This is a genomic window from Sulfitobacter sp. SK025 (assembly GCF_003352105.1).
In the GTDB taxonomy this organism is placed as follows: Bacteria; Pseudomonadota; Alphaproteobacteria; order Rhodobacterales; family Rhodobacteraceae; genus Sulfitobacter; species Sulfitobacter pontiacus.
This window is the reverse complement of sequence record NZ_CP025808.1, coordinates 1347129-1369873: the sequence shown is the minus strand read 5'-3', so window position 1 is coordinate 1369873 and position 22745 is coordinate 1347129. Positions and strand designations below refer to the sequence as shown.

Annotated in this window: 15 protein-coding genes and 1 tRNA gene; 7 read left to right on the top strand and 9 right to left on the bottom strand. The window is 61.2% G+C overall.

Annotated features, from left to right (window positions below):
* Window positions 1–42 precede the first annotated feature (42 nt).
* A complete protein-coding gene (locus C1J04_RS06560; protein WP_009826464.1) occupies window positions 43–3516 on the bottom strand; it encodes an Ig-like domain-containing protein in 3474 nt (1157 codons plus the stop codon).
* Window positions 3517–3883: 367 nt separating this feature from the next.
* On the opposite strand from C1J04_RS06560, the gene C1J04_RS06555 reads away from it, so the two are divergent.
* The 6 genes from C1J04_RS06555 (at window position 3884) to C1J04_RS06530 (ending at window position 12075) form a co-directional block, all read left to right on the top strand.
* Window positions 3884–5878, top strand: coding sequence for a CocE/NonD family hydrolase (locus C1J04_RS06555; RefSeq protein WP_009826463.1), 1995 nt, complete (start codon window positions 3884–3886; stop codon window positions 5876–5878).
* A 132-nt stretch (window positions 5879–6010) separates the two neighbouring features.
* Entirely contained in the window at window positions 6011–7615 is a 1605-nt protein-coding gene (locus C1J04_RS06550) for an ABC transporter substrate-binding protein (RefSeq protein ID WP_009826462.1), read from the top strand.
* 14 nt (window positions 7616–7629) lie between these two features.
* On the top strand, window positions 7630–8586 hold the full coding sequence (locus C1J04_RS06545; protein WP_005852247.1) for an ABC transporter permease: 957 nt from the start codon (window positions 7630–7632) through the stop codon (window positions 8584–8586).
* Between the two features lie 133 nt (window positions 8587–8719).
* Complete coding sequence (locus C1J04_RS06540; protein WP_009826461.1) at window positions 8720–9535, top strand: ABC transporter permease; 816 nt, start codon at window positions 8720–8722, stop codon at window positions 9533–9535.
* Window positions 9532–11169: an ABC transporter ATP-binding protein gene (locus C1J04_RS06535; protein ID WP_009826460.1), complete on the top strand. Its 1638-nt coding sequence runs from the start codon at window positions 9532–9534 to the stop codon at window positions 11167–11169. Before C1J04_RS06540 ends, C1J04_RS06535 begins: the two co-directional genes overlap by 4 nt.
* A 69-nt stretch (window positions 11170–11238) precedes the next feature.
* Window positions 11239–12075 (top strand): alkaline phosphatase family protein, encoded by an 837-nt coding sequence (locus tag C1J04_RS06530; RefSeq protein ID WP_009826459.1) that lies wholly within the window; start codon window positions 11239–11241, stop codon window positions 12073–12075.
* Between the two features lie 9 nt (window positions 12076–12084).
* Here the strand turns inward: C1J04_RS06530 and C1J04_RS06525 are convergent, their stop codons facing one another.
* The 5 genes from C1J04_RS06525 to C1J04_RS06505 all read right to left on the bottom strand — a co-directional run bounded on the left by C1J04_RS06525 (window position 12085) and on the right by C1J04_RS06505 (window position 17631).
* Window positions 12085–13029, bottom strand: a complete 945-nt coding sequence (locus C1J04_RS06525) for an alpha/beta hydrolase (RefSeq protein ID WP_009826458.1) — start codon at window positions 13027–13029, stop codon at window positions 12085–12087.
* Window positions 13026–14903 (bottom strand): acyl-CoA synthetase, encoded by a 1878-nt coding sequence (locus tag C1J04_RS06520; RefSeq protein ID WP_009826457.1) that lies wholly within the window; start codon window positions 14901–14903, stop codon window positions 13026–13028. Before C1J04_RS06520 ends, C1J04_RS06525 begins: the two co-directional genes overlap by 4 nt.
* 218 nt (window positions 14904–15121) lie before the next feature.
* A complete protein-coding gene (gene lysM / locus C1J04_RS06515) occupies window positions 15122–15595 on the bottom strand; it encodes a peptidoglycan-binding protein LysM (RefSeq protein WP_005852234.1) in 474 nt (157 codons plus the stop codon).
* A 25-nt stretch (window positions 15596–15620) separates the two neighbouring features.
* A complete protein-coding gene (locus C1J04_RS06510) occupies window positions 15621–17420 on the bottom strand; it encodes an ABC transporter transmembrane domain-containing protein (protein WP_009826456.1) in 1800 nt (599 codons plus the stop codon).
* A gap of 137 nt (window positions 17421–17557) precedes the next feature.
* A tRNA-Gly gene (locus C1J04_RS06505) sits at window positions 17558–17631 on the bottom strand.
* Between the two features lie 155 nt (window positions 17632–17786).
* Here C1J04_RS06505 and C1J04_RS06500 point away from each other — a divergent pair.
* Entirely contained in the window at window positions 17787–19301 is a 1515-nt protein-coding gene (locus C1J04_RS06500) for a malonate--CoA ligase (RefSeq protein WP_037954275.1), read from the top strand.
* Here the strand turns inward: C1J04_RS06500 and C1J04_RS06495 are convergent, their stop codons facing one another.
* Genes C1J04_RS06495 through C1J04_RS06485 form a run of 3 tightly spaced genes read right to left on the bottom strand, consistent with a single transcriptional unit; the run spans window position 19302 to window position 22610 of the window.
* Window positions 19302–19913: a hypothetical protein gene (locus C1J04_RS06495; protein ID WP_009826454.1), complete on the bottom strand. Its 612-nt coding sequence runs from the start codon at window positions 19911–19913 to the stop codon at window positions 19302–19304.
* Window positions 19910–22150: a xanthine dehydrogenase family protein molybdopterin-binding subunit gene (locus tag C1J04_RS06490; RefSeq protein WP_009826453.1), complete on the bottom strand. Its 2241-nt coding sequence runs from the start codon at window positions 22148–22150 to the stop codon at window positions 19910–19912. Before C1J04_RS06490 ends, C1J04_RS06495 begins: the two co-directional genes overlap by 4 nt.
* Window position 22151: 1 nt before the next feature.
* Window positions 22152–22610, bottom strand: a complete 459-nt coding sequence (locus tag C1J04_RS06485) for a (2Fe-2S)-binding protein (RefSeq protein ID WP_005852225.1) — start codon at window positions 22608–22610, stop codon at window positions 22152–22154.
* Window positions 22611–22745 lie beyond the last annotated feature (135 nt).

The following is a 22745-nucleotide window of genomic DNA, read 5'->3' as shown; positions in this document are numbered from 1 at the left end:
GTGCCAACCGCGCCCCCTTGAACAGAGGGCGCGGTGCAATCTTTAGACGATGACGTTGATATCGTTGTCGATCATCAGCGTGGCTTCGTCGCCCAGAGTATAGATGTCATAGGTTTGATCCCCACGCACCTCTGAACCGCCACGTACCGCGCCTGTGATCGTCACGGTGTCGTCGTTATGCCCGTCGATGATCAGCTCGTTCGTGTTGCTCGACAGGTTGACCAGCGCGGTTTCCGTGATCGTCAGATGCGCCTCTTCGGCGAATTGCAGATCAACGGTTTCGATGTTGTAGTTTCCCAGGTTCGGGTTAGTCAGGCTCAACTGCGTGTTCGCCGCTTCATCATCCAGCGCCAGATACGTGCCGGAAAAGTTTCCCGCAGCGTCAGTGGCCGTGACAATCAGGTCGGACCCGTCTGGCACATTGCTTTCGAACTGGAAGTTCCGCTCGCCAATGGCGTCGATGTCAAAACTGGTCGATTCCACTTCCGAGATGGAGCGGTCTGCGTTCACCTGATGCACCTCCAGCGTATCGGGGCTGATCTCGGTCGAGATGCCACGGATACCGTCGCCGTCGCGGGTATAGGACGCGATGACGGGGCCTTCGGGCGCATAGGTATCGATTGCGAGCGTGTCGGTGATCGACGCGATGTTGCCCACATGGTCCGTCGCGGTGACAGAGATGTCGGCGTCATAGGTGCCCTGACGGATTTCCGAAGGCGGGATCGTGACCGACCAGTTGCCAGCACCGTCCACAAACGCGGTGTAGTTGGTGCCGTCAAAGTTGACCACAACGCTAGATCCCGCCTCGACTTGACCGTTCAGATCAATGCCCGTCCGGGCTTCGCGTGCGCTGACCACAGCGTCGCTACCGCCCGCTTGGTTCATGTCGAGCGGATCCACGACCGTGTCGATCAGCACCGCGTGGCTTGCCGTGGCAGAGTTGCCCGCGGCATCCGTTGCCTTGACCGAAACGGTGGTGTTGATCGTGCCCTCGGGCACTTGACCCGGCGCAAAGGTGACGGACCAGTTGCCATTCGCATCCACCGCGCCGTTCACCGATGCCGCGCCAAGCGACACGACCACGGACGAGCCGATTTCAGAGGTGCCGGTGACCAGAACGCCGCCATTCGCCAGACGCTCTGCCCCGCTCACGATGTCATCGCCTTCGACGGTGTTCAGCGACAGATTGTCGACGCGGGTGTCCACACGCACGCTATCAGAGGCGCTGCGGCTGTTGCCCGCCGCGTCGGTCGTGGTTGCGGTGATGTCGGCGGTATAGACGCCTTGAGCAACTTCGCCCGCGGCGTAATAGGCGGTCCACTGACCGTTGCCATTTGCCACAACCGTATGGGTGACACCTGCCAGCGTGACCTGCACAACGGCGCCCGCATCGGCGGTGCCCGAGATGGCCACACCGTCGCTTGCCTCGGCCGCGTTGACCACGTCGTCGCCCTCAACGGGCAGCGGGCTGATGGTCAGCGAACCGGCTTCGGTATCGACTGAAACAGACTGCGATACGCTGTCGACGTTACCTGCCGCGTCGGTGGCGGTGGCGGTCATTGTGCTGGTGTAGGTGCCTGCGGGGATGTCGCTGGGGGCGAAGCTGACGGTCCATGTGCCATCCGCCGCAACCGTGGCCGCACGCGACACCTGGCCAAGCTGGACCATAACAGTCGAACCGGGTTCAACCGTGCCGGTCATCACGATGCCCTGCGCCGCCTCTGCCGCGTTCACGACCCCGTCGCTGCCGCCGGTCTGGCCGGTGAAGGCAAGGTTGTTGACCAAAGTATCGACATCGACTTGGCCGGTTGCGGTGGCCGTGTTGCCCGCCGCATCGGTCGCGACTGCGGTCACTGTCGCCGTTGTCTCGCCCGTCGGGATTTCGGAGGCCGCGAAATCCGCGGACCAGTTGCCGTTTGCGTCAACCACCGCGTCACGGGTCACACCCCCAAAGGTGACCTGAACGGTCGACCCGGGCTGCGATGTGCCGGTCAGCGTCACGCCGTCGCCACGCTCTGCGGCGTTGATCACGCCGTCAACTTCGACAGTATCCGCCGCAATCGCGACTTCAGAGACGGTATCAACGACCAGCTGCTCGGTCGAGGTGGAGCTGTTGCCGAAAGCATCGGTGGTCACGATGGTGACATCGCTGACGTATTCGCCTTCGGGCAAGGTGCCCGCCTGCCATGTCGCGGACCATGTGCCGTTGTCGCCCACAGTTGCGGTGCGGGTGATGCCACCGATGGTCAGCTGCACAGTTGAACCGGGCTCCCCCGTGCCGTTCAGGGTGACACCGTTGCCAAAGGATGCGGCATTATAGCTGTCGCCCACGGATTGCGTGCCCGATGTCACAGCGACGGTCGGTGCGATGGTATCAACCACCAGCGTTTCGGTGGTGGTGGAGGTATTGCCGTATTGATCGGTGGTCTTGATCAGCACCTCTGTCTCGTATTCGCCCCCCTGCAGCGTGCCGGGTTCGAATGTGACGGACCATGTGCCGTCTTCGCCGACGGTGGTGCTGCGTGTGACATCCGCGACGGTCACGTCAACGGTCGCGCCCGCTTCACCGTTCCCGGTCAGCGTAACGCCATTCGCAAAGGAGTCACCGTTAAAGAAGTCGCCGACACTCTGCGTGCCTTCGGACATGGTGACCGTGGGGGCTGTGGTGTCGATGACGAAGCTCGGCCCGTCAAGCACGATCTCATTGCCGTCCGTGGTCACAACGACCTCGGCTTCATAGGTGCCGTCGTCGGGGAAGTTATCGCCTTCGAACACGGCTTCGAATGTGCCGTCGTCGCCAACTGTAGTTGTGACTTCTTTATCGCCGATGGTGACCACGACATCCGATCCGGGCTCGCCGCCGCCAGTGACAACGACCTGCTCTACCGCGCCGTCGCCGCCGACCGTGCCGGTTGCGTCAGGTTCATTCACGAACGGAGGGGCGACCGAAGGGCTGCCGCCATTGCCGCCACCGCCGCCGCCACCGATGACAGCTGCACCACCGACAACCGCCGCACCGGCTGCTGCCGCGGCACCACCACCGCCAACGACGCCGCCCAGCAAGGGTGCCGCCAACATCGACACTTCGTCGTCACCCGCGCCCGGCATGACACCGCCCGGCACAGAGGCCACATCGCTGCGGCCCAGATAGATCAGATCGTCAGAGGGGCTCCATTTGCCCCACTGCTCGGTCGGGCCGTATTGCGCATAAAGCCCGCCACCTTCGGCCTCGACGAATGCGACTTCGTTCAGATAGCCATCTGACGAAATGAACAGGCGGTTCGCGGCACCGGTTTCGTTAAAGTAATTCTCGATGGTGATGACCGACCCGTCATTCAGCGTGAGCACAAGATCGTTGCCCGACCGCTGATGCGATTGAAAATCGGTCTGACGCAGGTTCAGCGAGATTTCCTGACCTGATGTCGCTTGGATAACATGGAAGTTTGCGTTTTCCGCAACCGTGCCACGCTGCAATGCGCCCGCTTGATCGCGAACGACGAAATCTATCGTCTTCATAATATCTGCTCCACCTCGGTGCGCATTCTGCGCGCGACACCTGAGAAATTTTATGACCGCCAACGCGTTGATCGCATCGTGCAGCCGCCTGATTATGTCCGTCGTAAAAAACGAAACGTATTATTGAGGCAGAAGGTAGCCGCTTAGACACATAAAAGCCAAGGTTAAAGTGGAACGCCACATTCTTGCCTTATTTCAACAGTGCAACACGGCCACAGTTTCTACTACTGCGGGAAAGCGTTAATAATAGTTAACGTTGCCAGATAATTAACCACCTCATTTCACTCAGGAAAAATCCCCATGGGTGCCACACCGCAAGCCCGTGCAAACGGTTGACAATACTGGGCTCCCCCCTGACCTTTGCGGCATGGATACCGCCCAGAACACCCCGCTATCACTGATCGAAGACCCCGACATGGGCATCACCCTCTCGGATGGATGCCGGCTTTCCGCTCGAGTCTGGCGGCCTGAAAATTCCGATACCGCACCTGTGCCGGTGATTCTGGAATACCTTCCCTACCGCAAACGCGACGGCACCACCGCACGGGATGCGCTGACCCACCCTTGGTTTGCCGAACGCGGATATGCCTGCGTGCGGGTCGATATGCGAGGCAATGGCGACAGCTATGGCGTGATGGAGGATGAATACACGCCCCAAGAACAGGCCGACTGCATAGAGGTGATCAACTGGCTTGCCGCGCAACCTTGGTGCAGCGGGACGGTGGGCATGATGGGCATCAGCTGGGGCGGTTTTAACGGGCTGCAGGTCGCAGCCCATGCGCCTGAGCCGCTGAAGGCGGTGATTACGCTATGTTCCACCGTCGACCGCTTTGCCGATGACATCCACTATAAGGGCGGGTGCCTGTTGAACGAGAACCTTGGCTGGGGGGCGACGATGTGGGCCTATTCCAGCCGCGCGCCCGATCCCGCCTTGCGCCCCGACTGGCGCGAAATGTGGCTGGAGCGGCTAGAGGCAGAACCGTTTCTCCCCGCGCTTTGGCTGCGCCACCAATCACGCGACGCCTATTGGAAGCAAGGGTCGGTGATCGAGGAGTATAGCGCGCTCAAGGCCAAAGTGCTGGCGATTGGCGGCTGGGGCGATTCCTACAAGAACGCGGTCCCGCAGTTGGTTGAAGCCTTGCCCGGTGCAAAGGGGATCGTTGGGCCTTGGGTGCACAAATACCCGCATTTCGCCATCCCCGAACCCCGTATCGGCTTTCTGCAAGAGGCGCTGCGCTGGTGGGATAGGTGGCTCAAGGGGATCGACACGGGCGTCGAGGACGATCCCGATTATCGCGCGTATCTGATGGACGGCATGCGCCCTGCCACGTGGACCCATGAACGCCCCGGCCGCTGGATCACCGAACCCACAGGCGCGACATCGCATCTGCCTGTCAAGACGTTGCATCTGACGGATGAGGGCCTGCAAGACACCGCGGCCCCGCTGGACCGCAGCGTCGCCTCCCCCGCGCATTGCGGGGCGGATGGCGGGGAATATTGTGCGATCTGGCTTGGCCCCGAAATGCCCGGCGACCAGAGGCAAGACGATGCACTATCGGTCTGTTTTGACAGCGGGCCCTTGGCGCAGCAGATGGATATCCTTGGCGCGCCGCGTCTGCGCCTGCGTCTGGCCTGCGACAAACCACAGGGCCAGATCGCGGTGCGGTTGAACCATATCCACCCTGATGGGGCCTCGGCCCGGATTACCTATGGCGTGCTGAACCTGTCCCATCGCGACAGCGCCGAAAATCCGCAGGCGATGGCGCCCGGTGCCATGACCGACATCACGCTGGACCTTGACCACATCGCCTATCGCATCCCCAAGGGGCACCGGCTGCGGGTGTCGATCTCTACCGCCTATTGGCCCCTGCTCTGGCCTGCGCCCGAAGCGGCAGAGGTCACGCTGTCGTCCGGCCAGATCGACCTGCCGCAACGCCCGACCAGCGGCGGGGACGAATACAGCTTTGCCCCGCCCACCTCTGCCGCCCCGTGGGAGACAGAGACCCTGAGCCCCGAAAACCACATTCGCCGCCAAGAGATCGACCGCGTCACCGGCATCGTCTCTCTGATCATCGAGGATGACTTCGGCAAGCTGCGCGATGCCGATCACGGGCTGATCGCGGGCTCTGTCGCGCGGGAGGTGTGGCGCATTCACCCCGACGATCCGCTGTCCGCAAAAGGCACCTGTCACTGGACCGAAGAGCTGGAGCGGGACGACATCATCCTGCGCACAGAAACCCGGTCGCAGATGTGGTCGGACGCGACCCATTTTCATCTGACGGCCCGTCTTGAAGCGTACGAAAACGACAAATTGATCTATGAACGCGACGTGACGGAAGACATTAAGCGACACTTTATGTAACAAACTCGTCACATGGCCGCCGGTATTACCACTTGCGACACGGGCCGAAATGCTTAACGTTGTGCCACCAGTCAATAAAAAAACCTGCGCACCAATGCGCAGAAGTATCACCTAAAACAGGGAGTTCTCATCATGGATGATCAACTGAAACATATGACCGGCCAAGTGGCCAAGGGCACTATGACACGCCGCGAATTCGTCGGGCGTGCCGCTGCTTTGGGCGTGACAGCCGCCGTCGCCAACTCGATGCTGGCGAACCACGCGCAGGCTGCAGCCCACGAAGCACCGATTCGCGGTGGCACACTGAAAATCGGGTCGTCGGGCGGTGAATCCACCAATACGCTCGATCCTGCGCTGACCGCCTCCGAAGTGCCGCTGAACAACCTGCGCCACCTGTACGAAAGCCTTGTAGAGGTCGATCCCAACGGGGAAATCGAAAACCGCATGGCCGAAAGCTACGAGGCCTCGGCCGATGCGAAAACCTGGGCGTTCAAGATCCGCAAGGGCATCCAGTTCCACAACGGCAAGGAAATGACACCCGAAGACGTGCTGAAAACCATGCAGCGCCATTCGGATGAAAACAGCCAATCCGGTGCCTTGGGCATCATGCGCGGTATCGAGAACATGAAGGTCGATGGCGACAACTTCATCGTTGAACTGGGCGTCGGCAACGCTGACCTTCCCTACCTGCTGGCCGACTACCACCTGATGATCCAGCCCGATGGCGGCATGGACAACCCCGGCGCGGGCATCGGCACCGGCCCTTACACGCTGGAAGTTGACGAACCCGGCGTGCGCCACGGCTTCAAGCGCAACGAAAACTACTGGGACGCCGACAACCGCGGCCACACCGATTATAACGAAGTGCTGGTGCTGAACGATGCCACCGCACGGACGGCGGCGCTGCAGTCGGGTCAGGTCAACATGATCAACCGCGTTGATCCCAAGGTTGCCGCCCTGCTGGGCCGCGCGCCCAACCTGACGGTGAAATCCGTTGCCGGTCGAGGCCACTATGTGTTTATCGCCCATGTCGACACCGCACCGTTCGACAACAACGACCTGCGTCTGGCGCTGAAATATGCGATCAACCGCGAGGAAATGGTCGACAAGATCCTGCGCGGCTACGGCACCATCGGGAACGACATGCCGATCAACGCCTCTTATCCGCTGTTCGATGAATCGATCCCGCAGCGTGAACATTCCATCGAGAAGGCGAAAGAGCATTACGCCGCCTCCGGTCACGATGGCAGCCCGATCATCCTGCGCGTTGCAGACGGTGCCTTCCCCGGTGCGGTCGATGCGGCATCCCTGTTCCAGGAATCCGCCAAAGCCGCCGGTATCCCGCTTGAGATCAAACGCGAGCCGAACGATGGCTACTGGTCCGAGGTCTGGAACAAACAGCCGTTCTGCGCCTCTTACTGGGGTGGCCGTCCGGTACAGGACCAGATGTATTCGACCGCCTATCTGTCGACCGCGGACTGGAACGACACCCGCTGGAAACGCCCCGAGTTCGACGAGATGCTGCTGTCGGCCCGCGCCGAACTGGACGAGGCCAAGCGCAAAGAGACCTACTCCAAGATGGGTCAGATGATCCGCGACGAAGGCGGGTTGATCCTGCCGATGTTCAACGACTTTGTGGATGGTGTTGCCAACAATGTCGGCGGCTGGGTCGAAGATCCCAACGCGGAACTGTCCAACAACAAAGCCGGGATCAAATGCTGGGTCAAAGACGCATAAGGTAAACCCAGCTTATGCATCCCATCGTCAAACTGATCGCCCAACGCTTAGCGTTGGGCCTTCTTCTCCTTTTTGCCGCGTCGATCCTGATCTTCGTAGGCACCTCGATTTTGCCCGGCGACGTGGCACAATCCATCTTAGGTCAATCCGCCACGCCCGAAGCGCTTGCGAACCTGCGCCGAGAGCTTGGCATGAACGATCCCGCCATGACCCGCTATTTCGCCTGGCTGGGCGGCGTGCTTCAAGGAGACTTGGGCACCGCGCTGACCAATGGCCGCGACATCGCAGAAAGCCTTGGCGGGCGTCTGAAGAACACGCTTTTCCTCGCCTTCTGGGCTGCTGCAATCTCTGTGCCGCTGGCGATCTTTCTGGGCCTGCTGGCCGTGCGCTACAAAGACCGCTGGCCCGACAAGCTGATTTCGGCCGTCACGCTGACCACGATTTCCATCCCGGAATTCATGATCGGCTATGTGCTGATCTATTGGGTGGCGATCAAATGGCGGCTGTTTCCGTCGGTGGCGATCATCAACGACAGCATGAGCCTCGGGGCCAAGCTGAACGCGATTGCCATTCCGGTGATGGTGCTGACGCTGGTCGTATTGGCGCATATGATGCGTATGACCCGCGCCGCGATCCTGAACGTGATGCAATCGGCCTATATCGAAACAGCCGAGCTTAAAGGCTTAGGCATGCTGAAGATTATCCGCAAGCACGCCTTCCCCAACGCCATCGCCCCGATCGTCAATGTGGTGATGCTGAACCTCGCCTATCTGGTCGTCGGCGTCGTGGTGGTAGAGGTCGTCTTTGCCTATCCCGGCATGGGGCAATATCTGGTCGATCACGTCTCCAAGCGCGACGTGCCCGTGGTGCAAGCCTGCGGTCTGATCTTTGCCGCCGTTTATATCGGGTTGAACCTTGTGGCCGACATCGTGTCGATCCTTGCCAACCCGCGCCTGAGGCATCCCAAATGAGCGCCGCGCATCTCCCCCCGAGGCAATGCGCGACGCACGGGGCCGCAGTTCAGCTTCGCATCAACGCGACCCCCTGCCGCAGGCCCGTATCGCCACCTGACGTTGACCCATTCATTTGTTTGGGAGCGAACTCATGAAAAACATTCCAATCTCCGCCATGATCGGCCTGTTCTTTACCAGCGTCTATTTCATCATGGCCGTCTTTGCCCCTTGGCTCGCCCCCTATGGCATGGCTGAAATCGTCGGCGACGTGTGGGAGCCTTCGTCGTCGGAGTTCCTGCTGGGCACCGACAGCATCGGGCGTGATCTGCTGTCGCGTATGATCTACGGTGGGCGCACCACGATCTTTATCGCCACTGCAGCCACCATCCTCAGCTTTACGCTGGGGTCCATTCTGGGCTTCTTCGCAGCCGTCTCCGGCGGTTGGGTCGACCAAGCCATTTCGCGCTTTGTCGATCTGATCATGTCGATCCCGTCGCTGATCTTTGCGCTTGTCGTGCTGTCGGTGATGCCGACCACCGTGCCGATCCTGATTATCCTGATGGGTCTGCTAGACAGCACCCGTGTCTACCGTCTGGCGCGCGCTGTGGCCGTGGACATCACCGTGATGGACTATGTCGAGGCCGCCCGCCTGCGCGGCGAGAAGATCGGCTGGATCATTTTCCGTGAAACCCTGCCGAACGCGCTGTCGCCGCTGATCGCCGAGATGGGTTTGCGGTTTATCTTTGCGGTGCTCTTTGTGTCGACGCTGTCGTTTCTGGGTCTGGGCGTGCAGCCCCCTCAAGCCGACTGGGGCGGCATCGTGAAAGAGAATAAGGAAGGCATCAACTATGGTATTCAGGCGGCGCTCTATCCGGCCTATGCCATCGCCACGCTTTGCATCTCTATCAACCTTGTTGCGGACTGGATTTTGAACCGCACCACATCGCTGAAAGGGGGCCGTGGATGACCGAGCCACTTCTCAAGGTACGCGGCCTGAAAATCGGCGCGACCGCCTATCCGCCCGGCGAAAAGCCGATTGACATCAAAATCGTGCACGGCGTCGACTTTGATCTGCAACCCGGCAAGGTGCTGGGGTTGATTGGGGAATCCGGCGCGGGCAAATCCACCATCGGGCTGGCCGCGATGGCCTATGGCCGCGGCGGGGTAGAGATCACCGGCGGCGAGGTTTGGGTCAACGGGCGCGACATTCTCAAGGAGCGTCTACGCGCCGTGCGCCGCCTACGCGGGGCCGAGGTGACCTATGTCTCGCAATCCGCGGCGGCGTCTTTCAACCCCGCGAAAAAGATCATGGATCAGGTGACCGAAGCCGCGATCTATCAGAAAAAGTTTACCAAGGCCGAGGCCGAGGAACGCGCGGTTGATCTGTTCCGCAAGCTTGGTCTGCCGGACCCTGAAACCATCGGTAACCGCTACCCCCACCAAGTGTCTGGCGGGCAGTTGCAGCGCTGCATGACCGCGCTGGCACTGTGTCCGCAGCCCGATCTGGTGGTCTTTGACGAACCCACCACGGCGCTGGATGTGACCACGCAGATCGACGTGCTGGCCGCCATCAAAGAAGCCATCGCCGCCACCGGCGTTGCCGCGCTCTATATCACCCATGACCTCGCGGTTGTGGCGCAGGTCAGCGATCATATTATGGTGCTGCAACAAGGGGATATGGTCGAATACGGCACCGTTGACCAGATCATCAACGCGCCCAAGGAAGACTACACCAAAGCGCTTGTGTCGGTCCGGTCGATCCGCCACGAGGAAAAGACACCGACCGATACCCCTGTTCTACGGGTCGAAAACGTCACCGCCCGCTATGCCGGCACGGATTTTGACGTGCTCAAGAAGATCAACGTCGATATTCACCCGGGCCAGACATTGGCTGTCGTGGGGGAATCCGGCTCGGGCAAATCCACGCTGGCCCGCGTGATCACCGGCCTGCTGCCCCCAAGCGACGGGACGATCACCTTTGACGGGCGCGAGCTTGCCCCCGCCCTGGCGCAACGCCCCATCGAAGACCTGCGCGAGATGCAGATGATCTACCAGATGGCCGATACCGCGATGAATCCGCGCCAGACCGTAGGCACCATTATCGGTCGCCCGCTCGAGTTTTATTTCGGGCTGAAAGGCAAGGCAAAGCAGAAGCGCATTCAGGAACTGCTGGACGAGATCGAATTGGGCGACGGGTTTCAGGACCGCTATCCGGCAGAGCTGTCGGGCGGGCAGAAACAACGTGTCTGCATCGCCCGTGCGCTGGCCGCCAAGCCCAAGCTGATCATCTGCGACGAGGTGACAAGCGCGCTTGACCCGCTGGTGGCAGATGGCATCCTCAAGCTGCTGTTGAACCTGCAAAAGATCGAGGATGTCGCCTATCTGTTCATCACCCACGATCTGGCGACGGTAAAAGCCATCGCAGACAGTATCGCTGTGATGTATCAGGGCGAAGTGGTGCGGTATGGCACCAAAAGTCAGGTGCTGTCACCGCCCTTTGACGATTATACCGACCTGCTGCTGAGCTCTGTCCCCGAGATGAAGATCGGCTGGCTGGAAGAAACCATCGCACATCGCAAAATGGAAAGTGCTGGCAATTAAGCCTGTGGGCAACGCAGCGGATTGTATCGGACAAATACAAGCACTGTGGCCCGCCGAAAAGGTATCGACATGAAGAACAAGCTGCTTTTGATCATCCTCGACGGTGTGCCCTACCGCAATTTCCGTCGGCTGTTCGGCAATCTGGAAGGCTGGGTCGATAGTGGCGAGGCGCGGGTCTGGACTCAGCGTGCGGTGCTGCCGTCGATCTCTGCCTCCTGCTATGCCTCGATACACACGGGTGTGGCACCGGCTGAACATGGCTGTACCGGCAACGGCAATGTGTTCCGGATAAAGCACAAGGATGTCTTCGCCCAGACCCGTGCGGCGGGCGGCGTGACAGGGGCCGTGGCCCATTCTTTCTGGTCGCAATTCTTCAACCGCCACCCCTTCGACTATGTGCGCGACGTGGAATATGATGAACCCGATAGCGACACGATCAACCACGGGCGGTTTCACACGATGACCGGCTACGGGCTGGTGAACCAGATGACCCCTTCGGATGTGGATCTGTTTGGCTCTCTCACCAATCTGGCGCTGCGGTTCGGGCTGAACTACGGGATGTTGCACACCTGCACGCTAGACAGCATGGGGCATCGTTTCTTCCACGACTGTCAAGAAATGGACCACGCCTGCGCCGTCATGGACGAGATGCTGGCCCCCTTCATCCCGAAATGGCGCGCCCTGGGGTATGAGGTGATCGTCACAGCCGATCACGGGCAGGACGAACGCGGCCATCACGGCGGACGCAGTGCGTTGCAGCAGGAAACCGCGCTGTATTACTTTGGCGATGCCGAAGGGCCGTCCGAAGATACGGTGATCGACCAGCTGCAGCTCGCGCCGACGATCCTTGGCCGTCTGGGTGCGCCTGTGGCCGATACGATGAAGGCGCAGTCTTTCCTGAAATGATGCCGTTTCTTAGGCCGTGCTGATCGCAGGCCATTCCCCTGCCCCGACAGCACCGATCGCCGCTGTCACCTGTTCAAAGAACGCCGCCGCCTTGCGTGACATCACCCGCGCGCGCAGACAGCCGTGGACAAGGCCCGCGGCCTCGTGCCAATGGGCCTGCCCGCCCGCCCTGTTGATCGCGGCGGCATAGGCTTCCCCGTCGCTCGACAGCGGGTCACAGGCGACCATCAGGATCACCGTAGGCGGCAAGTCGGTAAAGTCTGTATCGTGCAGCGGGGCGTAGCGTGGATCATCCACAGGCGGTGTCCCACCGGATCGCACCTGCTGGTAAAACTCCATATCCGCAACCGTCAACTGCGGCGCGTTGGCGTGGGTGATATAGCTGCCCTTGCTGCGATCCCCGCCCAGTCCGGGATAGATCAGAACCTGACCTGCTATGCGCCCCTGAAAAGATGCTCGCGCGGTATGGGCAACGGCAGCAGCAAGATTGCCGCCCGCACTGTCCCCCGCCAATACAATCCCGCCGTCATATGCAGCTGCAATCGCCTGAAACGCGGCCCATGCGTCGTTGAAGCAAGCGGGAAAGACGGCCTCGGGGGCGAGCGCGTAGTCGACAGAGATCACACGGTAGCCGGTCGCGGCGCAAATCTCGGCGCAGACATCATCGTGACTGTCGAGCCCGCCAACAACAAACCCGCCGCCGTGATAGTAGACGACCGTGATATCGGATGTCTCGACCTCGTAAACGCGACATGGGACGCCGCCGAAGGCCACGTCCCATGTGCGGACCCCATCAGGGTAGGGTTGGTGAAAAGCAGCGCACATCCGGTTATAGACAGCGCGCTGCTGATCGATGGTGAGTGACACCGCGTCCGGTGGATAGAAACTGTCCGAGCGGTCCATATAGGCCCAGACTTCCTCATCCAGTAGAACGCGGTAGTCGGGTTGGATCACGCGGCCTCCCAACCGAAGGTAAAGACGTCCAGCGACGCGCCGACATCAGCCTCGCTTGCGCCGTTCATGGCGATTTGCGCAACCAGACCGCGTTTCTTGTCATCGGTGACAGAGGCAACACGCGCGGGCAGACCGGCGGCTTCCAACGTCTCGTCATAGACGCGCGTGATCGCGTTTTTGCGCAGGTCGGGCTTGAAGATCTTACCGACGGCGGTTTTGGGCAGCTCGCTCATGATGGTCATATGCTTGGGCTGCGCCGCGCGTTCCTGCACGTGCTCTTTGCAGAACTCCAGCAGTTCGGCTTCGGTGATCGACGCACCTGCGACCAGTTCGACAAAGGCGCAAGGCACCTCGCCCGCGTGGGCATCGGGCTGACCGATGGCACCGGCAAAGGCGACCGCCTCGTGACCCAGAAGCGCCTCTTCGATCTCGGCGGGGTCGATGTTGTGACCGCCACGGATGATCAGGTCTTTGGCGCGGCCCGTGATCCAGAGGTATTTGTCGCTGTCGATACGGCCCAGATCCCCTGTCCGCAGGTGCGTGCCCTGATAGTAGAGATCCTTGTTCTTATCGGCTTCGGTATAGGTGTTGCCCGCATAGACGCCGGGGTTCGAGATACAGATTTCGCCGATCTCGTCGACCTCTGCCTCGACCAGCCCGTCGCTGGTGCTTTTGACAATCTTCACATCCGTATAGGGGAAGGTGATGCCGATACTGCCCACTTTGCGCACGCCGTCCGTCGGGTTCGACGACACAAGGCAGGTCGCCTCTGTCAGGCCGTAGCCTTCGATCAGCGTGATGCCGGTGGCCTTTTCAAAGCGGCGGAACAGTTCCAGCGGCAAGGGTGCCGAGCCCGAGAAGGCGGTTTTCACGGTCGAGATATCAGCGTTGATCGGGCGCTGCATCTTGGCGGAAATCGCCGTAGGGACAGTGATGATGAAAGTGATTTTCCAGCGCTCGACCAGTTTCCAGAAATTGTCGAACACCCCGTCCCCGCGATAGCCCTGAGGCGTCGGGAAGACCACATGCGCACCGGATTTCACCGCGGCCATAAGGATCACGTGGCAGGCGAATACGTGGAACAACGGCAGCGGACACATGATGTTGTCGTTTTCCGTATACAGCAGCGTGTGCCCAAGCCAGCCGTTATAGACCATGCCGGAATACTTGTGCTGCGCCACTTTCGGCATGCCCGTTGTCCCGCCGGTGTGGAAGTAGAAGGCGACGCGATCCTCTTGCGGATCGTCGAATGTCAGCTCGGCCGGTTGCTTGGCGATTTCGGAATTGAAATTCTTGTAGGTCGCCTGATTGGTGACCTTCAACTTTGGACGGATCAGCGGCACGATCCACGACTTTGGCGCGGTCAGATAGCGGCACAGGTCCACTTCGAGCACGGTCGTGACATTCGGTGCCAGCTTGACCGCCTCGGCGGTTTTCTCGGCCACATCCGTCTTGGGGAAAGGCCGCAGGGTCACAACGACCTTGGCATTGGTTTCACGCAGGATCGATCCGATCTGCTCTGCCTCGAGTAGCGGGTTGATGGGGTTCGCGATCCCTGCGACGGCACCGCCCAGAAGCGTGATGACCGTCTCGTTACAGTTTGGCAGGACATAGGCGACCACATCGGTCGGCCCCACACCCAGCGACCGGAACAGATTGGCCGCACGGCCCACCTGACCCCGCAGCTGCGACCAGCTTAGGGTTTCCGCGTGATCTTTCGGCCCAGAGAAAATCTGGTAGCTGATTGCGTCGTGGCTTGGAAACTTTCCGGCGGTTTCGCTCAACATGCTCCAAAGTGTTTTGGGCACGTCGCGGTCTGCCCACGGCATTTCTGCTTCGATCGCGTTACGGTCTTCTACACCGGCAAATGACATTATTTTCCTCCCTTGGTGGTGCGGTTTGCCCGCATCCCGTTATTCCCTGTTGTCAAAGATGATTGCTAATTCCAGCTTTCGCAAGCATTTGCAGGCGCTCAAACGCTGCGTTCAAGCCCACTGACCCAACGGAAGGCTCGAAAAAGAGCGGCAGACGCCGCCTGCCGCTCTCTTTTATGGGGTAAAAGCGCGTGGCACACCCCCTATGTGTGGTGCGATTACTTGGCAGGAATACGCAGCATCTGACCGGGATAGATTTTATCGGGGTGGGTCAGCATGGGTTTATTCGCTTCGAAGATTTCTTCATAGCGCGCGCCATTGCCAAGGGTCTTGGCCGCGATAGCCCAAAGCGTGTCCCCCTTTTCAACGGTGTGGAAGGTGCCGTCGCCCTCGCCGCCGTCCATGTCTTCTTCAACCGCGGCAACGCCTTCGACGTTCCCCACGGCCAGAATGACCTTTTCTTTCATCTCCTGGCTCGCCGCCTTGCCCGAGACCTTGACCTTGTCACCTTCGACAGAAATATCGAGCCCTTCGGCATCAAGCCCGAGGTCTTTCAATTCATCCTGAAGCGCGGCTCCGGTGACTTCGGTATCATCACCGCCGCCAAATACTTTTTTGCCGGCGTCTTTTACGAAACTCCACAAACCCATGTTGTTCTCCTTCTGGATCCATTCGGGTGTGATTGTTTCCATTTAACCGTGAAATTCACAAGGTTTTTTATACGTCCGTGCGGCCATCGGTGAATTGCAGCCGCGCCAGGCGCGCATAGAGCCCCCCCTTGGTGACCAGCTCGTCATGGGTGCCCATATCGACGATCCGCCCTGCTTCCAGCACGACAATGCGGTCGGCCTTTTTCACCGTCGCCAGACGGTGCGCGACGATCAGGGTGGTGCGGTCCGCGCTCAACCGATCCACGGCGGCCTGCACGGCGCGTTCGCTTTCGGCATCCAAGGCGCTTGTGGCTTCGTCCAGCAGCAGCACCGGCGCGTCGCGCAGGATGGCGCGGGCGATGGCGATACGCTGCTTTTGCCCGCCCGACAGCATCACCCCGCGTTCGCCCAGATAGCTGTCGTAGCCGTCGGGCAATGCGCTGATGAACCCGTGGGCGGCGGCGGCCTCGGCCGCGGCGTCAATCTCGGCGTCTGTGGCGTCGGGGCGGCCAAAGCGGATATTCTCGCGGGCAGAGGCGGCGAAGATCACCGGATCTTGCGGCACCAAGGCCACCGACCGGCGGAAGGCCGCACGCGAAACATCGCGCAGATCGACCCCGTCAAGGGTGATCCGGCCCGAAGCAGGGTCATAGAACCGCAGAATCAACTGGATGATCGTGGTTTTGCCTGCACCCGAGGGCCCGACGAACGCGACCGTTTCACCGGGGTTGATCGACAGGTTGACCCCGTCCAGTGCCTGTACATCAGGGCGTGCAGGGTATCTGAAATGCACGTCCTCAAAAGCAATCCGACCGGCGACAGGGCTGGGTAGATCAATGGCCGCAGCGGGGTCTTGCACGGTGTCTTCGGTCCGCAACAGCTCTACCAGACGTTCGGTGGCACCGGCGGCGCGTTGAAGTTCACCCCAGATCTCGGACAGCGCCGCGACCCCGCCTGCCACCATCACGGCATAAATCACGAATTGCACCAAGGCACCGGGGGTCATCTGGTCGGCACGCACATCCCGCGCGCCCATCCACAAAACGCCCACGACGCCGGCAAATACCAGAAAGATCACAATAATCGTCATCAGCGCGCGGGTCTTGATCCGGCGCTGCGCCGCATCATAGGACGCCTCGGTCATCTGCGCGAATTGCGATTGGCTGGCGGCCTCGTTGGTAAAGGCCTGCACGGTCTGCACCGCGCCCAAACTCTCGGACGCATTGCCCGAGCTTGCCGCGATCCAGTCCTGATTTTCACGGCTCAGCACCCGCAAGCGCCGCCCCAGAACAAGGATCGGCACAATTACCGCCGGTACGATCAACAACACCATCGCCGTCAGCTTGGCCGAGGTGAACAGCATCAGCACCAGCCCACCGGTCACGATCAGCATATTGCGCAGCGCGATGGACACGGACGACCCGATCACCGACAGGATCAGCGTGGTGTCCGTGGTGATCCGGCTCAGCACCTCGCCGGTCATCAGGTTCTCGTAGAACGCCGGGCTCATCGAGATTACGCGATCGAACACCGCCTTGCGGATATCGGCAACGACCCGTTCGCCAAAGCGCGTCACCAGCGCATAGCGCAGCCCCGTGCCTACAGCCAGAAGTGCCGCGATGATCAGGGCGGCAACGAAATACTGGTCCAGCAATTCGGCCTCGCCGGTGCCGAAAGTATCGATCACGCGGCGCACGGCCAGCGGCAGCGTCAAAGAGATCATCGCCGTGAGCACCAGCGCCAGAATGGCCGCGATCATGAGCCCGCGATAGGGCGCAAGAAACGGCAGCAGCGCGCGCAGGGCCCCCAACTCACGCGATTTTTCGCGTTCTTCGGTGCCGGGGCCGGGCGTCGGGGTACGTGCCATGAGATATCCTTTGGAGTGCTGTCATGTCATCGCCCGCACATCGCGCGGGGTCAAGGGCTGCACCCCTAGGGCGCTTGCGACAAAAGCGCATTGATCCAGCGCAAATAGCCAAAATCAAAAGGATGTCGGGAAAGGAGTGGAGCGGGCGGCGGGAATCGAACCCGCGTCTTCTGCGTGGAAGGCAGAGGTCTTACCATTACACAACGCCCGCGCTACGGGAGGAGGGGTAAGTCATACGCTGCGGGTCGTCAAGGCCGTCTGCACGCGCGAAATGCAGCAAAGATCAAAATGCGCCATTTGCCGCCCTTTACCTGGCCCTGCCGATGGCGCAAATTCCGCGCTACCAAAGGTCAGAAGGAGACGACGATGCCAAACCCGCTTTACGACGCTTTATTCGGTCGCCACATCGGGCAAAACACGCCGTTCCTGATCCCGCCGGACGGGCGCACCATCACCCACGACCAATTCATCCGCTCTGCCGCGCGCTATGCCAATGCGTTTTCGGACAAGGGGCTGACAGCGGGCGACCGTGTCGCGGTGCAGGTCGGCAAATCGCCGGATGCGCTGGCGCTTTATGCCGCTTGCGTGCAGGCAGGGCTGGTGTTCTTGCCGCTCAACCCCGGCTACACCGCGTCCGAGGTGGATTATTTCGTCGGCAACTCGGGCGCGCGGCTGCTGGTTTGCGATCCCGCCGATGTTACCGAACTCACGCCGGTCGCTGCCGCCGCCGGTGCTGCGGTAGAGACGATGGACAACACCGGCCGCGGCACGCTGCGCGATCTGGCGGCCACCCTGCCCGACACATTCGAGACCGTCGACCGAACGGCCGAGGATCTGGCCGCCTTCCTCTATACCTCGGGCACCACGGGCCGATCAAAAGGCGCGATGCTGAGCCAGCGCAACCTGCTGAGCAATGCCGAAACGCTGGTTGAGGTCTGGCAATTCACCAAGGCCGATGTGCTGCTGCATGCGCTGCCGATTTTCCACACCCACGGGCTGTTCGTGGCGACCAATATCATGCTGCTCAGCGGTGGCGCGATGGTGTTCCTGCCCAAGCTCGACATCGATCAGTTGATCCGTTTCATGCCGCAGGCCACCGCGTTGATGGGCGTGCCGACCTTCTACACCCGTTTGCTAGGCTCTGATGACTTCACCGCCGGGTTGACGGCGCATATGCGTCTGTTCATCTCGGGCTCTGCCCCCTTGCTGGCCGAAACGCACAAGCAGTTCGAGGAACGCACAGGCCACCGTATTCTGGAACGCTACGGGATGACGGAAACCAATATGAACACCTCGAACCCCTATGACGGGCCGCGGCGCGGCGGGACTGTCGGCACGCCCCTGCCGGGGGTCGAGCTCAAGATTTGCGACCCCGATACCGGCGAGACCCTGCCACAGGGAGAGATCGGCGTCGTCGAGGTCCGCGGGCCGAATGTTTTCCAAGGCTATTGGCAGATGCCCGAAAAAACCGCCGCTGAACTGCGTGCGGACGGGTTCTTTATCACCGGTGATCTGGGGTTGATTGACGAAGACGGCTATGTGCAGATCGTCGGGCGCGGCAAGGATCTGATCATATCCGGCGGCTATAACATCTATCCCAAAGAGGTCGAACAGGTGCTGGACGATCAACCCGGCGTGCTGGAAAGCGCCGTGATCGGCGTGGCTCATGGGGATCTGGGCGAGGCACCGGTTGGTGTTCTGGTCGCCGATGGCAGCCGTGATCTGGACCTGGAAGCACTGTCGCAGACCGTCGCGCAATCGCTGGCGCGGTTCAAATGTCCGCGCAAGCTGGTGTTGGTTGATGCCTTGCCCCGCAATACGATGGGCAAGGTGCAAAAGAACCTGCTGCGCGAAACCTATGCGGATCTGTTCAAGGGCTGACTAGGGGTGCGGGTCGCCCGCACAGGGCGTGCCGCCTGCCACCCAGATCGCCAGCGCCTCTTGCATCTCGGGGAGGCTACCGGGGGCCGCCGCGCGCCCTGCGCCGGGGTCAAAGCCCCATGCAACAAAGGCCGACGTTCGCAGGTGATCGGACAGGTCTTCGGGCGTAAAGGCACCGTTGCTGTCGGGGTCACGCAGTTGTGCGCAGATCTCGGCGCTGGTCTTGCCTTTCCACGCCATCTCTATCGGGGGAAGCCGCCATGCGTCCGCAATCATCGGTGGCGCGTGGGGGACGGTATTTTCTGACGCGGCGCTGATGTGACAAGTGCGGCAAGGCATCGTCTCGGCCCCGATGCGGCTTTCATCGGCAAGGATGTTCATGCCGTGCACGGGAGCTTGGTCGGCAGCCTCCTCGTGGCCCAACCCCTCCCAGAGCGGCACGCCAGCGGGGCCCACGTGGCAATTGGTACAGCGCGGATGCGAAACGACCGTGTGGATATCATCCCACGCCGCCAGCGCCGCCGCGCGATCGGGTGCTTCTTGCGCAAAAGCACCGCCCGCGTAGGCCAGCGCAATGATCCCGCCGATGATCGCCCTGCGAAGGGAGATCATACAAAATCGATCGACTTGGACAGCGGCAGCTCGCGGATACGCTGCCCCGTCGCGGCAAAGATCGCATTGGCCAAAGCAGGTGCTGCGGGGGGAACGGCGGGTTCGCCGATGCCCCTGATCTTGTCGCCATTCTCAAGCCCGCGCACCATGATCAACGGCGTCTGGTGCAGGCGCATCCCCTCAAAGGCGTGGTAGTTATCCTGCTCTGCCACGCCGTCGCGGTAGGTCAGCTCGCAGTTCATCGCGTGGCCCAAGCCAAAGATCACACCGCCTTGCAGCTGCGCCTCAAAGTTCACGGGGTCCAGCACGCGGCCCACATCGGCGGCGACGAACACCTTGTCGATACGGATGCCGTCTGGGGTGTTGGTGACCTCGACCACCTCGGCCACGGGCACGCCAAAGGCCAGCGTAAAGGCCAGCCCCCGGCCCCTGTTCGGCCCCAGTTCGCTGCCCCATTCCGACATCTCGCCCACGGCCTCCAGCACCTTGCGCGATGCGTCGTGCCAACACAGGCGCAGCCGCTCTTGCAACGGGTCGACCCCCGCGGCGTGGCACATCTCGTCCATGAAGCTTTCGTGCATGAACCCGTTGCCCGACGCCCCGACCGACCGCCAAGAGCTAATGGGCACCATCGCTGGCGTGCGGTAGCCGGTGACGCGGTAGTTGGGGATCTGGAACGGCTGGTCCCAGGCCCCCGCGACAATCGCCACATCAGGACCGAAGGCGGGCTGGTTCAACCTTGCGAGCGAGGATTCAGCGACCGAAGGGGCCGCGATCGACAGATCAAACGCCGCGATACCGGCATCCGCCACAGCACCGCGCCCGCGCGCAATGGCCAGCGGGCGGGGGAAATCATGGGTGAAGTCTTCCTCGCGCTGCCAGATCATCTTGATCGGCGTGTCAGGCATCTGCATCGCGATCTCGACCGCTTGGGCGATATAATCATCCTCAAGGCGCCGGCCAAAGCTGCCACCGGACATCAGCACATGCACGTGGATGTCATCCCCGTCCAACCCTGTCAGCCGCGCCATATTCGCCTTGACGAAACGGGGGATCTGCGTGCCGGTCCAGATATCCAGCCGCCCCTCGGTCAGCTTGACCACGACGCTCATCGGTTCCATCGGGGCATGGGCCAGATAGGGGATGCGGTATTCCGCCTCGACCACCGAGGCATCTTGCAACGCCTCTTCTACATCGCCGTCGTCCTTGAACCGGCTGTCGCGGTGATCGTCGGTGAAAGAGGCCGCCACAGCGGCAAACTGGTCAGCGCTGTCACCGATATAGGGCGACGGGCCCCAGTCACATTCAACCGCCTGAGCCGCCTGAAACGCGCGCCATGTGTTATCCGCCACCACAGCGATGCCGCCGGTGATGGGCAAGACCGCGCTGACCCCGCGCATCTGGCGTGCCGCCTCGGCGTCAAAACCGTTCAGCCCGCCGCCAATCGCCGGATTGGTGCGGGTCGTGGCGATCACCATATTGTCCATCTGCATGTCGATGCCGTAGATCTGCCGACCGGTGGATTTCGCCACGATGTCGGTCCGCTTCTGCGGCTTGGTCAGATAGCGCCATTCCGACGGATCACGCAGGGTGACATCCTGTACCGGCTCGATCTCGGCGGCGATGCTGGCAAGGTCGATGTATTCGATCTTCAACCCATCGGGCAGCACGATGCAGCCGTTCTCTGTCCCCAGTTGGTCACGCGGCAGGCCGGTCTGCTTCATCGCGGCCTTGATCAGCGTCTCGCGTGCGACGGCACCGGCCATGCGCAGGCGGTCATACATATCAGGCACGGTGGACGAGCCGCCGGTGATATGCAGCCCCATCAGCTTGCCCATGACATCGACCGCACCGCGCCCGCCGCGTGCCAGCATCGTGTCAGAGGTCGCGGCGATCGGCAGCGCCTCTGCCCCGACAACGCCGTTGTAGTAAATCGCATCCGCCGGACCGGGCGACAGCTTGGCGCTGCGTGGGTCAATGTCGAGCTCTTCGGCGATCATATGCGCCTGCATCGACCACGCGCCCTGCCCCACATCCGCGCGCGGCGTGATCAGCGTGATCCCTTGAGCGTCGATTTTAACGTAGGGGGTGATCGCGGTTTCGCCGGGTTTCAACCCATCAAGCAGCGGGTTCTCGCCCTCGCGTTTGTAAAGATAGGTGCCAAAGACGACGCCGCCTGCAACAGCGGCAGAGCCGATCAGGAAGCTTCGGCGCGCAATTGTTTTCACACGTCCCATATCACACCGCCTTGAGCTTGATCGCGGCGGATTTCACCGCCTCGCGAATACGGGGATAGGTACCGCAACGACACAGGTTCCCGCTCATCGCGGCGTCAATCTGGTCATCCGTAGGGGTCGGGTTCAGCTCGAGAAAAGAGGCCGCCTGCATGATCTGCCCCGATTGGCAGTAGCCGCATTGCGCGACCTGCAGGTCGATCCAGGCCTCCTGCACCGCATGGCGCACCGCCGGAGAGCCCAACCCTTCGATGGTGGTAATCTCGCCCTCGACATCGCCCGCAGCCAACTGGCACGACCGGACCGCGATCCCGTCCATATGCACGGTGCAGGCCCCGCATTGCGCGATCCCGCAGCCGTATTTCGGGCCGGTGATCCCCAGAACGTCGCGCAAGACCCAGAGCATGGGCATGTCTTCCTCGACGTCCACATCATGGGTCACGCCATTCACTGTAAGTTTCATGCCTTGTCTCCCGACGTTCACTCTATAAATACCAGCGGGAACGGGGTGGTAAACCCACTCTATCCCGCATCCCCTCGTGCCCTCACGTCAAAACATCGTGTCACGAGGGGTTTCAGAAAACATAAAACGCCGCCC